Origin of the sequence: Streptomyces chrestomyceticus JCM 4735 (genome assembly GCF_003865135.1) — a bacterium.
Lineage (GTDB): Bacteria > Actinomycetota > Actinomycetes > Streptomycetales > Streptomycetaceae > Streptomyces > Streptomyces chrestomyceticus.
The window spans coordinates 6,185,726-6,201,843 of sequence record NZ_BHZC01000001.1 but is presented as its reverse complement, the minus strand read 5'-3'; the positions used below and the strand labels follow the sequence as shown (position 1 = coordinate 6,201,843).

The following is a 16,118-nucleotide window of genomic DNA, read 5'->3' as shown; positions in this document are numbered from 1 at the left end:
TTCAGATCTTCCAAAACGGCCGTTAACGCAGTTCTAATGCGGGGACTCGACACCGAGAACCACAGAAGGACGGTGCACATGGGCGCGCATCCGCCGACCATGAACGCGGGCAAGGCGGCCGGTGGCTCCGGCGGCCCCGGCGGAGGCCAGTCTCCCGACGGCCTTCAGGCAGGTCTCAAGAACCGCCATCTGTCGATGATCGCCATCGGCGGCGTGATCGGCGCCGGGCTCTTCGTGGGCTCCGGCGCGGGCATCGCGGCGGCCGGTCCCGGCATCCTGATCTCGTACGCGCTGACCGGCCTGCTGGTCGTCCTGGTGATGCGGATGCTGGGCGAGATGGCCGCCGCCTCTCCGACCTCCGGCTCGTTCTCCGCGTACGCGGACCGGGCGCTGGGCCGCTGGGCGGGCTTCACCATCGGCTGGCTCTACTGGTTCTTCTGGTCGGTCGTGCTGGCCGTCGAGGCGACCGCCGCCGCCTCGATCCTCACCGGCTGGGTCCCCGCCGTCCCGCAGTGGGCGTGGGCGCTGCTGGTGATGATCGTGCTGACCGGCACCAACCTGATCTCCGTCGGCTCGTTCGGCGAGTTCGAGTTCTGGTTCGCCGGCATCAAGGTCGTGGCGATCGTGGTGTTCATCGTGGTCGGCGCGCTGGCGATCTTCGGGCTGCCGCCCGGCGACCACGCGGTGGGCATGGCCAACCTGACCGGCCACGGCGGCTTCCTGCCGAACGGGCCCGGCGCGATCCTCTCCGGCATGCTGCTGGTGGTCTTCTCCTTCATGGGCAGCGAGATCGTCACCCTGGCGGCCAGCGAGTCGCCGAACCCGGTGCAGGCCGTCCGCAAGGCCGTCAACAGCGTCATCTGGCGGATCGCGCTGTTCTACATCGGGTCGATCACGGTGATCGTGACGCTGCTGCCGTGGGACGACCCGGCGCTCGACAAGAGCCCGTACGTGGCCGTGCTGAAGTCGCTGGACATCCCGGCGGCCGGCACCGTGATGGACGTCGTGGTGCTCACCGCCGTGCTGTCCTGCCTGAACTCCGGTCTGTACACCGCCTCCCGGATGGCCTTCTCGCTCGGCGAGCGCGGCGACGCGCCGAAGTCCTTCGCCCGGGTGAACAAGGGCGGCGTCCCGGCGACCGCCATCTGGGCGTCGGTGGCCTTCGGCTTCGTCGCGACGATCTTCAGCTACACCTCCAAGGACACCGTCTTCGCGTTCCTGCTGAACTCCTCCGGCGCGGTGGCGCTCTTCGTCTGGCTGGTCATCTGCTTCTCGCAGCTCCGGATGCGCAAGGTCATCGAGCGGGAGATGCCGGAGCGGCTGACGGTACGGATGTGGCTGTACCCGTATCTGACGTACGCGACGATCGCGCTGATCCTCTTCGTCGTCGGCTACATGTTCTACAACCCCGACGGGCGCGAGCAGATGGTGCTCTCGGTGGTCGCGGCCGTGGTCGTCCTGGCCGTCGGCCTGGTGCTGGACCGCAGGCGGCGCGCCGACGGCGGCACCGGTACGGCGGACGGCGGCGGCCCGGCAGGTCAGGGCGACACCCGGAAGGACTCCTTGACCCGTTCGTAGGCGCGCAGGGCGGCGGCCTCGGCGGTATCCAGGTACCAGAGGTTGAGCTGGTACGTCCGGTTCCCGGCCCGGAAGCCGAGCTGCCGCCCGTGCGCCGGTTTCCCGTCGCGGGTGTAGGCGAACTGCCACTGGACGGCCGGATACCCCTGGAACGTGGTGCGCTCCAGCCGGACCCTGCGGTAGCCCGGCACGTCGTGCTGCTGCGCCTCGTACCGCTGCCAGACCGTCAGCAGGTCGCCGCCGGAGGACGGGTCCTGCCGCGCGGAGACGAGTGTGGAGCCGTCCCGCGTGCTGTACGTGATGTCGCTGGTGGACTCCTCGGTGCGGTTCCAGCCGGCCGGCGGCACCCAGTCGAAGCCGTTCTCGGTGCGGCGGACGCCGGACGGGGCCGCCGGGTCGCCGCTCCCGGTGTCCGTGGCGGTGCCCGTTCCGGTGCCGGTGGCGGAAGGGCGGCCGGTACCGGCCCCGGCACCGGCCGTGCCCCGGGGTCCGCGCCCTGCGACGCGACGAGGATCACCACGACCGCGGCGGCGGACGCGAGGACTCCGCCGGCGGCGAGCAGTGCCTGCCGCTTGCGGCGGGGACGGCCGGGTGGGTCTGACGGTGCGGGTGGTGTCGAGGGGGTGGCGGGAGCCGTCGCGGGCCGAGGGCCACTGTCCATACCGGGAGCAGGGGCTGCCGCCTCGATGCGGTCCGGCGCCGGGTCGGCCACCGTGGGCGTACGCACGTCCACGACCTCGGCCGCGTTCATCGGCTCCGTCGGATTGGCCGCCGCGGCCCGGCGTGCCGGCGGGGCGAGCAGCGTCTCGACCTCGTCGAGGGTGGGGCGCGCCTCGGGTGCCTTGTTCAGCAGGGCGGCCAGCACCTCGCGCAGCGGGCCCGCGGCGGGCGGGATGGCGGGCTCCTCGTGGAGCACCGCGTGCAGCGTGGCGAGGGTCGTGGCGCGGGTGAACGGCGACTGCCCCGCGACGGCGGCGCACAGGGTGGCGCCCAGCGACCACAGGTCGGAGGGCGGCCCCTGTTCCTGTCCCGCGACCCGTTCGGGCGCCATGTAGTCCGGCGAGCCGATCAGCATCCCGGCCATGGTCAGCGCGGTGGCGTCCTGCATGGCGGCGATGCCGAAGTCGGTCAGGACGACGGCGCCCCGGTCGTCGATCAGGACGTTGCCGGGCTTGATGTCCCGGTGGAGCACGCCCACCGCGTGCACCTCGCGCAGGGCGCGGGCCAGTCCGGCGCCGACCCGGGCCGCCGCGTCCGGGGACAGCGGGCCGTCCTGGGCGAGGATCTGTTCCAGCGAGCGGGCCTGGACCAGTTGCATGACGATCCACAGCCGGTCGCCCTCCTCGGCCACGTCGTGGACGCGCACCACATTCGGATGGTCGATACGGGCGGTGGCGCGGGCCTCGCGCAGACTGCGTTCGCGCTGCACCACGCTTTCCTCGCCGGCGTGTTCGTCGATACGTATTTCCTTGACCGCGACGCACCGGTCGAGCATTTCGTCCTGGGCGCGCCAGACCCGCCCCATTCCGCCGCGTCCGATCAATTCCAGCAGGCGGTATCGGCCCGCCGCCAGACGCCCGGGCCCCACCTCGCTCGCATTCCCCACCATGCCCAGCCCCCACAGCACCCGCGGAATCTTGTGGTACCCATCAAATACCTCAGCCGAGGACGGGGAAAAGGGGGGTTCAAGAATGTACACAACCCGACAGGGGAAACGTGCGTTCATGGTGGCCGCGGCGGCGGCCGTAGTGGCACTGTCGGCCGGTCCGGCGGCCCTGGCGGCCGAACCCGTACCGGGCAGCAGCGCGGGCGGCAAGGCCGGTCCGAGCGCGCCGGCGGGCTATCGGATCACCACGGAACTGCCGGAAAGGATTTCCGTCGACAATCGCAGCGGAAAGACGGAGCTGACCGCCAAGGTCACCAACAAGGGTTCCGCCACGACCGGTGCCGTACGGCTGACGGTCGCCGGTTTCCAGGGGCTGACGGTCGACAACGTGGCCGGGTGCACGAAGGTGCCGGAAGCGCGGCTGCCGAAGGGTTCGAACAGCGCGTACTCATGTGCGATCGACGCGTTGGCGAGCGGAAAGAGCCGTACGTTCGACGTCACCGCGCATTTCGATCTCAACCGGCAGGGGCAGATCTGTCTGCCGGTGACGCTGGGAAACACGGAGACCCTGCTGTGGCAGCAGGGCCCGGTCCATTTCGGCACCCGTAACCCGGTGTCCGACGCGCCGGACACCCCGCTGATGCTCAACACCGTCAATGTGCCGGCCGGTTCGTCGACCGCCACGCCGGGTCCGTCGGAGTCGGCGGCCCCCGGGGAGCGGCTGCCCGAGACCGGTCCGCCGTCGGTCCTGCCGCTGGCGGGCGCCGCCGCGGGCCTGCTGCTCCTCGGCGGGACCGGAGTGTGGATCACCACCCGCAGGTCGTCGCACCGGTGACCACGGGGCGTACGGGCAGGGACCGTACGGGCACGGGTCGTACGGGTACGAGCCGGACCGGTCGCCCGCGTACGCCCCGCACGTGCCCGGAAAGCCGCCGGGCCCCGTACCGCCACGCGACGTGGTGGTACGGGGCCCGGTCCGGTTCCGTACGGAAGGACGGCGCGCGCGGGGTCAGCCGCGGCGGCCGAGCAGCTTCCACGCGGTGGGCAGCGCGCCCATCGCCAGCGCGGCCTTGAGGGCGTCACCGATCAGGAAGGGGACGAGCCCGGTCGCGACCGCCTGGCCGAGCGACATGCCGGTGCTCAGCGCGAGGAAGGGCACACCGACCGCGTAGATCAGGGCCGTGCCGGCCGCCATGGTGCCGGCCGTGCGCAGCGGGCCGCGGTCGCCGCCGCGGCGGGCCAGCGCGCCGACCGCGGTGGAGGCGAGGAGCATGCCGAGGACGTAGCCGAAGGTCGCGCCGCCCGCGCCGGCCGCGCCGCCCGCGAACCAGGGCAGGCCCGCCATGCCGAGCAGCGCGTACAGCGCGAGGGAGGCGAAGCCGCGGCCCGCGCCGAGCGAGGCGCCGACGAGCAGGGCGGCGAAGGTCTGGCCGGTGACCGGGACCGGGGAGCCGGGGACCGGGAGGGCGATCTGCGCGGCGATGCCGGTGAGCGCGGCGCCGCCGACGACCAGTGCGGCGTCGCGGACGCGGGCGCGGGTGGCGTCCGCTGCGGGCAGCAGATCGGCGAGGACCGCACCGGGCCTGGTGGTTGCGTCGGCAGTGCTCATCGGAACTCCGCGGGGTGTGAGGTGGAGCGGGGACAGGGGGACGCGATGACGTTAGTCCAGCGCCCCGCAGCCGATCATCGTGTGGCGGCGACAAAGGCGCAATGGTGTCCTTGGAGACTTCCGTACAACGCCGCACCCTGTGGGCCGAACCGCCTCGTCAGCGGTCTTCGCAGGTCACGTGATGCTCATCACGGCTGTCACCCCGGACGGGTGCGCATTTTGTGGTAGCGCGTGACGGGCGGGGAAACTGGGGGGACAACGCGGGACCCTGTGGGGTTCCCCCAAAGACCCTTTACGAGAGTACGAGCCCATGCACGACGCACCCACCGCCACCGGAACGCCACCGCCGGGCGATGGCGCCGACGGGCGAGAGCCGCTGTCCGCCGGGCTCAAGCAGCGCCACCTGACCATGCTCGGGCTGGGCGGGGTGATCGGCGCGGGCCTGTTCGTGGGCTCCGGCGCGGGCATCGCGGTGGCCGGCCCCGGCATCGTCCTCTCGTACCTGATCGCGGGCGCACTGGCCATGCTGATCATGCGGATGCTCGGCGAGATGTCCTCGGCGATGCCCGCGTCCGGCGCCTTCTCGGTGCACGCGGAGCGCGCGCTGGGCCGCTGGGCGGGCTTCAGCGTGGGCTGGCTGTACTGGTTCCTGCTGGTGGTGGTGCTGGCGGTGGAGGCCACCGGCGCGGCGCAGATCGCCAACGGGTGGGTGCCCGCGGTCCCGCAGTGGGGCTGGGTGCTGATCTTCATGCTGGTGTTCACGGCCGCCAACCTCACCGCGGTGAAGAGCTTCGGCGAGTTCGAGTTCTGGTTCGCGACGCTGAAGGTCGGCGCGATCGTGCTGTTCCTGGTGCTCAGCCTGCTCGCGATCTTCGGGGTGCTGCCGGACACCGAGGCGGTCGGTCTGGCCAACCTCACCGGGCAGGGCGGCTTCCTGCCCAACGGCTGGCACGGCGTGGTCTCCGGTGTCCTCGCCGTCGCGTTCGCCTTCGGCGGTCTGGAGGTCGTGACCATCGCCGCGGCCGAGTCCGACGACCCGGCGCGCAACGTGGCGCGCGCGGTGCGCAGCGCGGTGTGGCGCATCCTCTTCTTCTACGTGGGCTCGATGCTGGTCGTCGTGACGCTGCTGCCCTGGTCGTCGATGCAGCCGGGCAAGAGCCCGTACGTCGCGGTGCTGGACAGCATCGGTGTGCCGGGCGCGGGCCAGATCATGAACGTGGTGGTCTTCGTGGCGCTGCTGTCGGCGCTCAACGCCAACCTCTACGGGTCCTCGCGGATGGTCTTCTCGCTGGCCGAGCGGGGCGAGGCGCCGCGCTCGCTGCTGAAGGTGACGGCGGGCGGGGTGCCGCGCCGGGCGGTGCTGTCCTCGGTGGCCTTCGGCTTCGTCTCGGTGCTGCTCAATCTGCTGTGGCCGGACACGGTCTTCCTCTACATGCTGAACGCGGTCGGCGCGGTGCTGCTGTTCGTCTGGGCGCTGATCGCGCTGTCGCAGTTGCGGCTGCGGCGGCAGATCGAGCGGACGGCGCCGGAGAAGCTGACCCTGCGGATGTGGGCGTTCCCGTATCTGACCTGGACGGCGCTGGCGGCCATGCTGGCGGTGCTGGTGCTGATGCTCACCGACGACGGGGCCCGGCCGCAGCTTCTGTGGTCGGCCGCGGCGACCGGTGCGGTGCTGCTGATCGCGGGCCTGCGGGAGCTGCGGATGCGGCGGTCCGGCCGCTGATCCGACGGTCGTCCGCCGCCCTCGCGGGGGCCGGGCGACCGCCCTCGTGGGGGCCGGACAATCGGCCGGAATCGGCCGCCCCTCTTCCGCCCCGCTCCCACCGCGCGAACACCCGGGGTCACGTCTCACAACGGTGTGAATACGACCGGTCACGATCACGTCTGAATACCGAACAACTGCTGCACGACTGTTGCCCTCAGCGGACACAGACACTCAAACTGAGCGCGTTTTCACCGTCGATCACCTCGCTCGCTCTCACATAATGGGACAGGTACGACCATGAATCGGACACCTTCGTCCAGCACGCCCGAGCGCGAGCGGACCGGCCAGGTCCCGGGCGCCGGGCCGGGCGCGGACGGCACCGGCAGCGCGGCGGACCCGGGCAACGGCGCCCCGCTGTCCAACGGACTCAAGCAGCGCCATCTGTCGATGATCGCGCTCGGCGGGGTGATCGGCGCCGGGCTGTTCGTCGGCTCCAAGGAGGGCATCGCGGCGGCCGGCCCGTCGATCGTGCTCGCCTACGCCGTCTCCGGCTGCCTGGTGATGCTGGTGATGCGGATGCTCGGCGAGATGGCGGCGGCCAGCCCCGCCTCCGGCTCCTTCTCCGTGCACGCCGGGCGCTCGATCGGCCCGTGGGCGGGCCTGACCACCGGCTGGATGTTCACCGCGCAACTGTGTGTGGCGGTGGCCGCCGAGGCGATCGGCGCCGCCGGGATCATGACCGGCTGGTTCCCCGGCACGCAGCCGTGGATGTGGGTGCTGCTGTTCATGGTGGTCTTCTGCGGCGCCAACCTGGCGGCGGTCAGCAACTTCGGCGAGTTCGAGTTCTGGTTCGCGGCTCTGAAGATCACCGCGATCGGCATCTTCCTCGTCCTGGGCCTGTTGGCCATCTTCGGCGTACTGCCCGGCACCTCCGCCCCCGGCGTCGCCCATCTGAGCGGTGACGGCGGCTTCCTTCCCAACGGCTCGGACGGCCTGGTCATCGGCCTGCTGGCCTCCGTCTTCGCCTACGGCGGCCTGGAGACGGTGACCATCGCCGCCGCCGAGTCCAAGGACCCGGTGCGCGGTGTGGCCCGCGCCGTGCGCACCGCGATGTGGCGGATCGCCCTGTTCTACGTCGGCTCGATGGCGGTCATCGTCACCGTCATTCCCTGGAACAACGCGGACATCGCCAAGAACGGTCCGTACGTCGCCGTCCTGGACTACCTGGACATCCCGGCGGCCGGGCAGATCATGAACGTCGTCATCCTGATCGCGCTGCTGTCCGCGATGAACGCCAACATCTACGGCTCCTCCCGGATGGCGCACTCGCTCTCCGTGCGCGGCCAGGGCCCGCGCTTCCTGCGCACCGTCAGCGGCGGCGTGCCGCGCCGCGCGGTGATCCTCTGCTCCGCCTTCGGGTTCCTCGCGGTGCTGTTCAGCTACTGGTGGCCGGAGACCGTCTTCCAGTGGCTGCTCAACATGGTGGGCGCGGCGATCCTGGTCGTATGGGGCTTCATCGCCGTCGCCCAGTTGCGGATGCGCCGCCGGCTGGAGCGTGAGGAGCCCGGGAAGCTGGTCGTCCGGATGTGGCTCTTCCCGGTGCTGACGTGGGTCGCGCTGGCCGGTGTGGTGGCGGTGCTGCTGCTGATGCTGCGGGACGAGAACCAGCGCGTGCAGCTCTACTTCACCGGCGGGTTCGCGGTGGTGCTCGTCGCCGTCGGTCTCGCCAAGCAGCGAATGGCGCGTCAAAAGGACGCCGGGTAAGCATAAGTAAGGCTTACCTCACTGAAAGCAGAAGTGCGGTAAGGCTTACCTCACCAGAATGCGCCGTGCTTTTCCGGAGGCGGTGCCCGACCTCGGACCGAGGTCGGGCACCGCCTCCTTCTTTTGGCCCAGACTCCGCCCCTCGGCAGCCCCGTGATCACTCATGCTGGTAGCGTGCAGTTGCAAGTCGATTGCAATTAAAGGTCGTAAGCAGCTGGAGGGCTCGGCATGGCCACCTACAATCTTCCGGAACTTCCGTACGACTACGCGGCGCTCGAACCCGTCATCAGCCCTGAGATCATCGAGCTGCACCACGACAAGCACCACGCCGCGTACGTCAAGGGCGCCAACGACACCCTGGAGCAGCTCGCCGAGGCGCGCGACAAGGACCAGTGGGGCTCCATCAACGGCCTGGAGAAGAACCTCGCGTTCCACCTCTCCGGCCACATCCTGCACAGCATCTACTGGCACAACATGACCGGTGACGGCGGCGGCGAGCCGCTGGACAAGGACGGCGTGGGCGAGCTGGCGGACGCCATCGCGGAGAACTTCGGCTCGTTCGCCAAGTTCAAGGCCCAGTTGACCAAGGCCGCGGCCACCACCCAGGGCTCCGGCTGGGGCGTCCTGGCCTACGAGCCGATCACCGGCCGCCTGATCGTCGAGCAGATCTACGACCACCAGGGCAACGTCGGCCAGGGCTCGGTCCCGATCCTGGTCTTCGACGCCTGGGAGCACGCCTTCTACCTGCAGTACAAGAACCAGAAGGTGGACTTCATCGAGGCGATGTGGCGCGTCGTCAACTGGCAGGACGTCGCCAAGCGCTACGCGGCCGCCAAGGAGCGCTCCAACGTACTGCTGATCGCTCCCTGATCCCGGCGCCCAGCGGCGCACCGGTGAGCGTCCTGCCTCGTGATCGTCTTCTCAGCCTTCACCCGGCAGGCGGATAGCGGAAGGACCCCCGTGAGGACGTGACTCATGGGGGTCCTTCTGCGTCCGGCGGCGGGCCGCCCGCGTCCGTACGCGGCGCCGCCGGGCCGGCGGCTCAGTCGAAGACCGGCCCCTGCGTCCGCGTCCGCTTGATCTCGTAGAAGCCCGGGATGGACGCGACCATCAGCGTGCCGTCCCAGAGCTGTGCGGCCTGCTCGCCCTTCGGGGCCGGGGTGACGACCGGGCCGAAGAAGGCGATCTGCGCGCCGTCGGCGCCGGGGACGGCGATGACCGGGGTGCCGACCTCCTGGCCCACCAGGTCGATGCCCGCCTTGTGCGAGGCGCGCAGTTCCTTGTCGTACGCGTCGGTGTCCGCCGCCTCGGCCAGCTCGGCGGGCAGTCCGGCCTCCTCCAGCGCGGCCACGATCGTCTCCCTCGTACGCGGCAGGCCCTGGTTGTGGAAGCGGGTGCCGAGCGCGGTGTAGAGGCGGGCCAGCGCCTCCTGGCCGTGCTCCCGCTCGGCGGCGACGCACACCCGCACCGGCGCCCACACCACGCCGCCGGGACGGTTCTTCTCCCGGTACTCCTCGGGAAGCTGGTCGAGTTTGTCCTCGTTCAGCACGCCGAGGCTCATCACGTGCCAGCGCACGTCCACCGGGCGCACCTTCTCCACCTCCAGCATCCAGCGGGAGGTCAGCCAGGCCCACGGGCAGGACGGGTCGAACCAGAAATCGGCCGGGGTCCGGTCGGTTGCGGCAGCGGTCTGGGACACGGTTGCTCCTCGAACGTTCGGGTCGGCGGCCGGCCGGCGGACCGGCCACCGGCTTCAACCGGGGCGCGGCGTGCCATGATTCCCAGTGTTCGATATACGAGACGAGGACGAGGGAGTCGCGTCGTGCCCGGTGAGAATCTGACCCGAGACGAGGCCCGGGAGCGGGCCGCACTGCTGAGCGTCGACGGGTACGACGTGGCCCTGGACCTGCGGTCGGCGGTCCTGGAGGGCGAGGCCGCGCGCACCTTCCGCTCGCGCACCACCCTCCGCTTCCGCTGCGCCGAGCCCGGCGCCGCCACCTTCGCGGACCTGGTGGCGCCGGCCGTCACCGCCGTCACCCTCAACGGGCGGGAGCTGGACCCGGCGGAGGTCTTCGACGGCACCCGGGTCGCCCTGGCGGACCTGGCCGCGGAGAACACCCTGGTGGTCGACGCGCAGTGCGCGTACAGCCGGACCGGTGAGGGCCTGCACCGCTTCGTCGACCCGGAGGACGGCGAGGTCTACCTCTACACGCAGTACGAGCCCGCGGACGCCCGGCGGGTCTTCGCCAACTTCGAACAGCCCGACCTGAAGGCGCCGTTCCGCTTCGAGGTGACCGCGCCCGACGGCTGGGTGGTGCTCAGCAACGGCGCCCCGGAGGGCGAGCCCGCGGCGGGCACGTACCGGTTCGCCGAGACGCGGCCGATCTCGACGTACATCACGGCCGTCGTCGCCGGCCCGTACCACTACGTCTCCGACACCTACCGGCGCACCCTCGCCGACGGCACGGAGCTGGAGATCCCGCTCGGCGCGCTGTGCCGCAAGGGCCTGTCCCGGCACTTCGACCCGGCGGACATCTTCACCGTCACCAAGCAGGGCCTGGACTTCTTCCACGAGCACTTCGACTACCCGTACCCCTTCGGCAAGTACGACCAGGCGTTCGTGCCCGAGTACAACATCGGCGCGATGGAGAACCCCGGCTGTGTGACCTTCCGCGAGGAGTTCGTCTTCCGCGGCAAGGTGACCGAGGCGTCCTACGAGCGCCGCGCCAACGTCATCCTGCACGAGATGGCCCACATGTGGTTCGGCGACCTGGTCACCATGCGGTGGTGGGACGACCTGTGGCTCAAGGAGTCGTTCGCCGACTTCATGGGCGCGCTGTCCTTGGTGGAGGCGACCCGCTTCACCAACGGCTGGATCACCTTCGCCAACGGCCGCAAGGCCTGGGCGTACCGCGCCGACCAGCTCCCGTCCACCCACCCGGTCACCGCCGACATCCGTGACCTGGAGGACGCCAAGCTCAACTTCGACGGCATCACGTACGCCAAGGGCGCGGCCGTCCTCAAGCAGTTGGTCGCGTACGTCGGGCGGGACGCGTTCCTGGAGGGCGCGCGGCGCTACTTCAAGCGGCACGCGTACGGCAACACCCGCCTGACCGACCTGCTGTCCGTCCTGGAGGAGACCTCCGGACGCGACCTGGCCACCTGGTCGCGCGCCTGGCTGGAGACGGCGGGCGTCAACGCGCTCACGCCGCAGGCCACGTACGACGCCGAAGGCCGTATCACCGAGCTGAGCATCCTCCAGGAAGCCGCCCCCGAGCGCCCCGAACTGCGCCCGCACCGGGTCGCCGTGGGCCTGTACCGGCGGGAGAACGCGGACGGTGCCCTGGTCCGCTACGCCCGCGCCGAGCTGGACGTCTCCGGCCCGCGCACCGTCGTCACCGAACTGACCGGCGCCGACCGCCCGGAGCTGATCCTGGTCAACGACGACGACCTGACGTACTGCAAGGTCCGCTTCGACGAGCGGTCGCTGGCCACGCTCCGCGGCCACCTCGGCGAGATCACCGAACCGCTGTCGCGCGCGCTGTGCTGGTCCGCGGTGTGGGGCCTGACCCGCGACGGACTGATGCCCGCCCGCGACTACCTCGACCTGGTACTGCGCTTCGCGGGCCGCGAGTCGGACATCGGCGTGCTCCAGTCGCTGCACGCCCAGGCCGGTTACGCGCTCGCGCACTACACGGCCCCCGAACACCGCGACCTGGCCGCGCGGGAGCTGGCCCAGGGCGCGCTGCACGAACTGCGGCTGGCCGAGCCGGGCAGCGGACACCAGCTCTCCTGGGCCCGGTTCTTCGCCTCGGTGGCCACCACGGCCGCCGACCTCCAGCTCCTCCAGGGCCTGCTGGACGGCACCGCGAAGATCGACGGTCTGGACGTCGACCAGGAGCTGCGCTGGACGTTCCTGGAGCCGCTGACCGCGCACGGTGCGGCCGACCAGGCCGCGCTCGACGCCGAACTGCGCCGCGACGACACCGCCTCGGGCCGCCGCCACCACGTACGCTGCCTGGCCGCCCGGCCCTCGGCCGAGGTCAAGGCGCGGGCCTGGGCGGACGTGGTGGAGTCCGACGAGCTGTCCAACGCGCTGGTCGAGGCGACGATCTCCGGCTTCGCGCAGGGGTCGCAGCGGGAGCTGACGGCCCCGTACGCGCCGAAGTACTTCGCGGCCGTCGAGCGGGTCTGGCGGGAGCGGTCGATCGAGATCGGCATGGCCGTGGTCCGGGGCCTGTTCCCCGCCCACCAAGACCGCCAGGAGACGCTGGACGCGGCGGACGCGTGGCTGTCCGGCCACCCGGACGCGCCGCCCGCGCTGCGGCGCCTGGTGTCCGAGGCGCGCGACGACCTGGCGCGGGCGCTGCGGGCGCAGTCCTGCGACGCGCAGGCCGCGCGGTAGCCGCCGGGGTCCCGCGCGTGAGCCGTACGGGCTCGCGCGCGGGGCCCGTTGCCGCCTGCGTACGGGGCCGTTGGCACCCGCGTACGAGCCCCGGCCGTGCGCGCGGTCCCTCGTACAGGTGTCAACTCCGTCCGGACCGGCAATTTTCGGCAGTCGAACTCCCGTACTTTAGGACGGCGTTGTCCGGGTTTGTCGACGGGCGTGTAACAGGCGTTAGGAGGCGGGGCGGCGGCGGGAATGGCCGGGACATGAACCACACTTCCCCAACCTCCGGCGGGGAGTCCCCCACCCCGCTCTCCCCCCGTCCGCTGCACGACCGCCCCGGCCGCGGTCCCCGCGTCCTGACCGGCCGCCAGCTACGTGAACACGGCATCGGCGCCGCGGAGGCCGCCGAGCGGTGCCGCCCCGGCGGCCCCTGGCAGCAGGTGCTGCCGGGCGTGCACCTGCTCCATCCCGGCCCGCCCACCAGCGAGGAACGCCTGCACGCGGTGCTGCTGTACGCGGCGAGCCGGCCGTCCGCCGTCCCCGCGCAGACCGGCCCGGCACCGGCCCAGGACCCGATGATCACCGGGCTGGCGGCGCTGGCCCTGCACCGCTTCGCCACCGCTCCCCCACTGCTGACCCTGGACCGCATCGACGTACTGGTGCCGCGCACCCGGCGGCTGCGCTCCACCGGCTTCGCGCAGGTCGTCCGGGCGCAGGTGATGCCGCAGCCGCAGCAGATCACCGGAGTGCCGGTGGCGCCCGTACCCCGGGCGCTGGCGGACGCCGTCAGCGGGCTCTCGGACGCCTGCACGGTAGGCCGGCTGCTCACCGAGGCGGTACGCGGCGGCCACTGCGAAGCGGCGGCGGTGGTACGGGAGTTCAACGAGGCGCGACTGCTGAACCTGCCGCACGTGGTGGACGCCGTACACGCACTGCTGGCCGAGGGCCGCGCGCTCGCCGAGGGCCGGCTCTACGACCTGGTGCGGCGGTACGGCCTGCCGGACCCGCTGTGGAACGTGGACCTGCGGCTGCCCGGCGGCCCGCACTTGGGCGGGGTGGACGCGTACTGGCCGGAGCAGGCCGTGGCCGTGGAGATCGACGCGCGGGTGCCCCGCCAGGAGGACGAGGCGCTGCGGGCGCAGTACGCCCACAAGCGCGAGCACCTGGAACGGCTGGGCATCACGGTCGTCCGGCTCAGCCCACGCAAGCTGCGCGACACTCCGGAGCAGCAGGCTGCGGTGGTCCGTACGGCCCTGATGGCGGCGGACGACCACGAGCCGGGGTCGTACGTGGTGGTGCTGCCGCGCTGAGGTCCGCCACGACGGTGTACGGAGCCGGCGCTCAGCGCCGCCTCAACAACAGCTCGGTGTTGCGGTCGCCCGGACCACCGGCGAGGTCGCTCCGGGCCCCGGGGGCGTTGCAGGACAGTTCGCGGTAGAGCGCCGCCAGTCCCCGCTGCGACAGGTCGCCGAAGTCCGTGCGGTGCGGCGCGTGCGACTCGACCAGCGTGGTGAACAGGGAGAGGGTGCCGTCCCGGTTGTCCGTCACCTCCACGACCCGCGCCAACTGCGGGAAGTCGATGTGCGAGGCGGTGGTGACCTCCCAGAAGGTGCCGTGCGGGGTGATGAGGTTGCGGTGGCTGTGCCCGTTGATCCAGGCCAGCACATTGCGGTGCCGGGAGAGCAGGCCGGCCAGTTCGGGTCCGCCGTGCCGCCGCTCGGCCGGGCGGGACGGGTCGGGCAGGGTGTTGTCCATGGACGTACTGGTGTGGTGGCTGAAGACGAGGACGTGCTCGTAGGCGTGCGCCCGCAGCGTGCGGTCGAGCCAGCGCATCTGACCCGATCCGACGGAGCCGGTGTGGTGGCCGCCGGGGTCGGTGGTGTCGAGGCTGATGCCCACCACGTCCTCCGCGATCCGGAACGTGTAGTAGAGCCGGTCCGCGTCGAGGTCGTCCGCCGTGTAGCCGTGCCCGTGCGGCCCCGGGCCGGTGTGCCGGGGGTCCAGGTGCGCGCGCAGGTAGGCGGGGCGGGTGAAGGGGACGCGGCGCTCGTCCGGCGTCACGGAGCGCGCCCGTTTGCCGTGCGCTTTCAGCAGGCCCGCGAACTCCCGTCTGGCGGGGCCCGATCCGTGACGTACCGCCAGATAGGCGCGGATGGCCTCGTCGGCCGGCAGCAGTTCCAGCTTGCGGCCGCCGGTCGCGACCTCCGCCAGGAACGGGTCGTCGGGGGCGCAGCAGCCCGCGGGCAGCGAGTCGTGGTTGCCGACCGTCGAGTACCAGGGCAGGTGCAGTCCGGGGCTGGTGACCGTACGGGTCGCCGCTTCCAGGAAGCCGGGGATGCCGGGGAAGCCGCGCAGCTTGTCGGCGTCGCGCAGGGCGCTGTCCGGCTGCCAGTACAGCGGGTGGCCGCTGTTCTGCACGCCTTCGTAGTGCCGCGGGTCGCCCGAGTTGGGGGTGATGCGGCCGCCGCTCAGCGCGGTCAGGTACCAGTCGAGTTCGATGCTGGAGTTGTTGTCCGTGTTGTCGCCGGTGGTCATCGCGAAGGACAGCGGCGCCCCGGTGGCGGGCCCGCCGGGCAGGCTGTTGACCCGCTCTACGAGGGAGACCGCGCCCGCGACGGACAGCGCCTCCTGGGGACGCCAGGCGCCCGCGGACCGCACCCGCAGGTACTCGTAGCGCAACGGGTGCTGCACATCGACCACGTGCAGGTCGGTGAGCTGCACGAACGCGGCGAGTACGGTGCGCCGGTCGGCCCGGCCGGGGCGCGTGGCGGCGAGGTCACGCCGTACGACGCGGTCCCAGCCGGGGCCTTCGGCGAGCCTGCGGTACCCCGTCGCGGCGCCGCCCGGGGTGGCGACCGAGGCGAGGGTGGTGCCTTCGGTGTAGGGGACGCGGGGGACGGGCGGCGCGGCGACCGGTTCCGGGGCGACGAGGGGTGCGGCTGTCGTCGCGTCAGGACCGGCGACGAGCCGGGCGCCACCGGCTCCGTACGCCAGCGCGGACGCGGTCGTGGCGCCGACGGCACCGGCGGCGGCGAGGAAGGCGCGGCGGTCGACGGTGGGGGCGGTGGGGACAGTCTGTGCGGCGGACCGTGTACGGGACATGCACGAGCTCCCTGGTACGGACGGGACGGCGGCGAGGGCGGCGCGCGGCGCGCGTAACAGCCCTCTCACCAGGGAGCGTTGGCAGCGGGTGTGGCCCACGGGTGAACCGCGCCGCAACGCCGGCCGCCGATCGCCGGACAGGGATCACGGCGGGCGCCGATGGTCACCGGGCCCTCGGGCCGGGTGCGGGTGACGGCCACCGGAGGTTCATCTCACGGGGTAACCGGGCGGCGGCCCGGATCACCGGGGCGCCCGGGCGGCGGCACCGGCCTTACGCCCCGCACATGCCGCCCGAATGTTCACAAACTTGTGATCACGCCCCTCCCCAAACCCCACCCCGTTACGTCATATTGAGCGGTTATAC

Annotated in this window: 12 protein-coding genes; 7 read left to right on the top strand and 5 right to left on the bottom strand. The window is 71.8% G+C overall.

Annotated features, from left to right (window positions below; translation table 11 throughout):
* Positions 1-78 precede the first annotated feature (78 nt).
* Entirely contained in the window at positions 79-1,578 is a 1,500-nt protein-coding gene (locus EJG53_RS26830) for an amino acid permease (RefSeq protein WP_125047043.1), read from the top strand.
* Here EJG53_RS26830 and EJG53_RS42780 read toward each other — a convergent pair.
* Complete coding sequence (locus tag EJG53_RS42780; protein WP_244955357.1) at positions 1,539-1,769, bottom strand: DUF1795 domain-containing protein; 231 nt, start codon at positions 1,767-1,769, stop codon at positions 1,539-1,541. The two genes, EJG53_RS26830 and EJG53_RS42780, sit on opposite strands and share 40 nt — an antisense overlap.
* A 35-nt stretch (positions 1,770-1,804) precedes the next feature.
* Entirely contained in the window at positions 1,805-3,205 is a 1,401-nt protein-coding gene (locus EJG53_RS26825) for a serine/threonine-protein kinase (RefSeq protein WP_244955356.1), read from the bottom strand.
* A 64-nt stretch (positions 3,206-3,269) separates the two neighbouring features.
* Between EJG53_RS26825 and EJG53_RS26820 the strand changes: the two genes are divergently transcribed.
* Entirely contained in the window at positions 3,270-4,019 is a 750-nt protein-coding gene (locus EJG53_RS26820; protein ID WP_244955355.1) for a hypothetical protein, read from the top strand.
* A 174-nt stretch (positions 4,020-4,193) separates the two neighbouring features.
* Here EJG53_RS26820 and EJG53_RS26815 read toward each other — a convergent pair whose 3' ends face one another.
* Entirely contained in the window at positions 4,194-4,793 is a 600-nt protein-coding gene (locus EJG53_RS26815) for a biotin transporter BioY (protein WP_125047041.1), read from the bottom strand.
* Between the two features lie 310 nt (positions 4,794-5,103).
* Here EJG53_RS26815 and EJG53_RS26810 point away from each other — a divergent pair, with 310 nt between their 5' ends.
* The 3 genes from EJG53_RS26810 (at position 5,104) to EJG53_RS26800 (ending at position 9,132) form a co-directional block, all read left to right on the top strand.
* The gene (locus tag EJG53_RS26810; RefSeq protein ID WP_125047039.1) at positions 5,104-6,516 is read left to right on the top strand and encodes an amino acid permease; all 1,413 of its coding nucleotides are present in this window, start codon (positions 5,104-5,106) and stop codon (positions 6,514-6,516) included.
* Positions 6,517-6,795: 279 nt separating this feature from the next.
* The gene (locus tag EJG53_RS26805) at positions 6,796-8,262 is read left to right on the top strand and encodes an amino acid permease (protein ID WP_125047037.1); all 1,467 of its coding nucleotides are present in this window, start codon (positions 6,796-6,798) and stop codon (positions 8,260-8,262) included.
* Between the two features lie 228 nt (positions 8,263-8,490).
* Positions 8,491-9,132 carry a superoxide dismutase gene (locus EJG53_RS26800; protein ID WP_031001846.1) on the top strand — a complete coding sequence of 214 codons (642 nt, stop codon included), beginning with the start codon at positions 8,491-8,493 and terminating at the stop codon, positions 9,130-9,132.
* Positions 9,133-9,304: 172 nt separating this feature from the next.
* On the opposite strand, the gene EJG53_RS26795 is transcribed toward EJG53_RS26800, so the two are convergent.
* Positions 9,305-9,961, bottom strand: coding sequence for a DsbA family oxidoreductase (locus EJG53_RS26795; RefSeq protein ID WP_125047035.1), 657 nt, complete (start codon positions 9,959-9,961; stop codon positions 9,305-9,307).
* 123 nt (positions 9,962-10,084) lie between these two features.
* Here EJG53_RS26795 and pepN point away from each other — a divergent pair, with 123 nt between their 5' ends.
* Together pepN and EJG53_RS26785 are read left to right on the top strand one after the other, a co-directional pair.
* Positions 10,085-12,667: an aminopeptidase N gene (pepN, locus tag EJG53_RS26790; protein ID WP_125047033.1), complete on the top strand. Its 2,583-nt coding sequence runs from the start codon at positions 10,085-10,087 to the stop codon at positions 12,665-12,667.
* 248 nt (positions 12,668-12,915) lie between these two features.
* Positions 12,916-13,962, top strand: coding sequence for a hypothetical protein (locus EJG53_RS26785; protein ID WP_125047031.1), 1,047 nt, complete (start codon positions 12,916-12,918; stop codon positions 13,960-13,962).
* A 31-nt stretch (positions 13,963-13,993) separates the two neighbouring features.
* Here EJG53_RS26785 and EJG53_RS26780 read toward each other — a convergent pair whose 3' ends face one another.
* Positions 13,994-15,754 carry a TIGR03767 family metallophosphoesterase gene (locus EJG53_RS26780; protein ID WP_125047029.1) on the bottom strand — a complete coding sequence of 587 codons (1,761 nt, stop codon included), beginning with the start codon at positions 15,752-15,754 and terminating at the stop codon, positions 13,994-13,996.
* Positions 15,755-16,118: the final 364 nt, after the last annotated feature.